The sequence below is a fragment of the Caulobacter sp. genome, assembly GCF_017744445.1.
GTDB lineage: Bacteria > Pseudomonadota > Alphaproteobacteria > Caulobacterales > Caulobacteraceae > Caulobacter.
In genome coordinates, this window is record NZ_JAGIBH010000068.1 from 1 (window position 1) to 822 (window position 822).

The following is an 822-nucleotide window of genomic DNA, read 5'->3' on the forward strand; positions in this document are numbered from 1 at the left end:
GCTCGGTGGGCGCCCTGGGGACGATCACCCTGGCGCTGACGCCCAACGCCCTGACGCAGGCCGAGGTCGCGACCGCCCGCGCCAACCTCGTCGCCTCGGCCCGCGCCTACGCCGAGGCGGCTCAAGGCCAGGGCTATGCCCTGCCCTACGCCTCGCCGGCCTACCCCTGGGGTTCGAACAGCGCGATCTTGAACCGCGCGCTGGTCCTTGGCCTTGCCTACGACTTCACCGGCGAGCAGATCTTCCGCGATCGCGCCGTCGACGCCATGGACTACATCCTGGGCAGAAATCCGCTGGACCGATCCTACGTGACCGGCTTCGGCGCTCGGCCGATGCGGCACCCTCACCACCGTTTCTGGGCCCAACAGGCCGACCCTCGATACCCCGCGCCGCCGGCCGGCGTACTCTCAGGCGGCCCCAATTCGTCCTCGATGACCGACACCGTCGCCGAGACGATGAAGGGCAAGTGCGCCCCCCAGACCTGCTGGACCGACGACTATCGGGCCTTCACCCAGAACGAGGTGACGGTGAACTGGAACGCCCCATTGGTCTGGACCGCCGCCTGGCTGGACGACACCCGCTGAACCAAGGGATTCGCCCAATTTCATCCTTAACGGCGCCGGTATCGAAACGGCCGGCGCCGCCTTCATCGCCGACACGCCCCTCGGCGAGCCCTCGAAAATCGCGCAAGCTTCCAACAAGGGGTTGATACAGCGGCGTTTTTCCGAAAGGAGAAGGCGACCAAGCCCCGTCGCGGCGGCGCCCCGGCCGTCGCGCTCAACATGAGGTGACAAAGCCCGTTTCGCCCGGCAGGCTTGGTTC

At 67.8% G+C, this 822-nt stretch carries 1 protein-coding gene; it reads left to right on the forward strand.

Annotated elements, in window-relative coordinates:
• On the forward strand, window positions 1-584 hold a 584-nt coding region (locus tag J7528_RS23645), incomplete at its 5' end, for a glycoside hydrolase family 9 protein (RefSeq protein WP_291879740.1).
• Window positions 585-822: the final 238 nt, after the last annotated feature.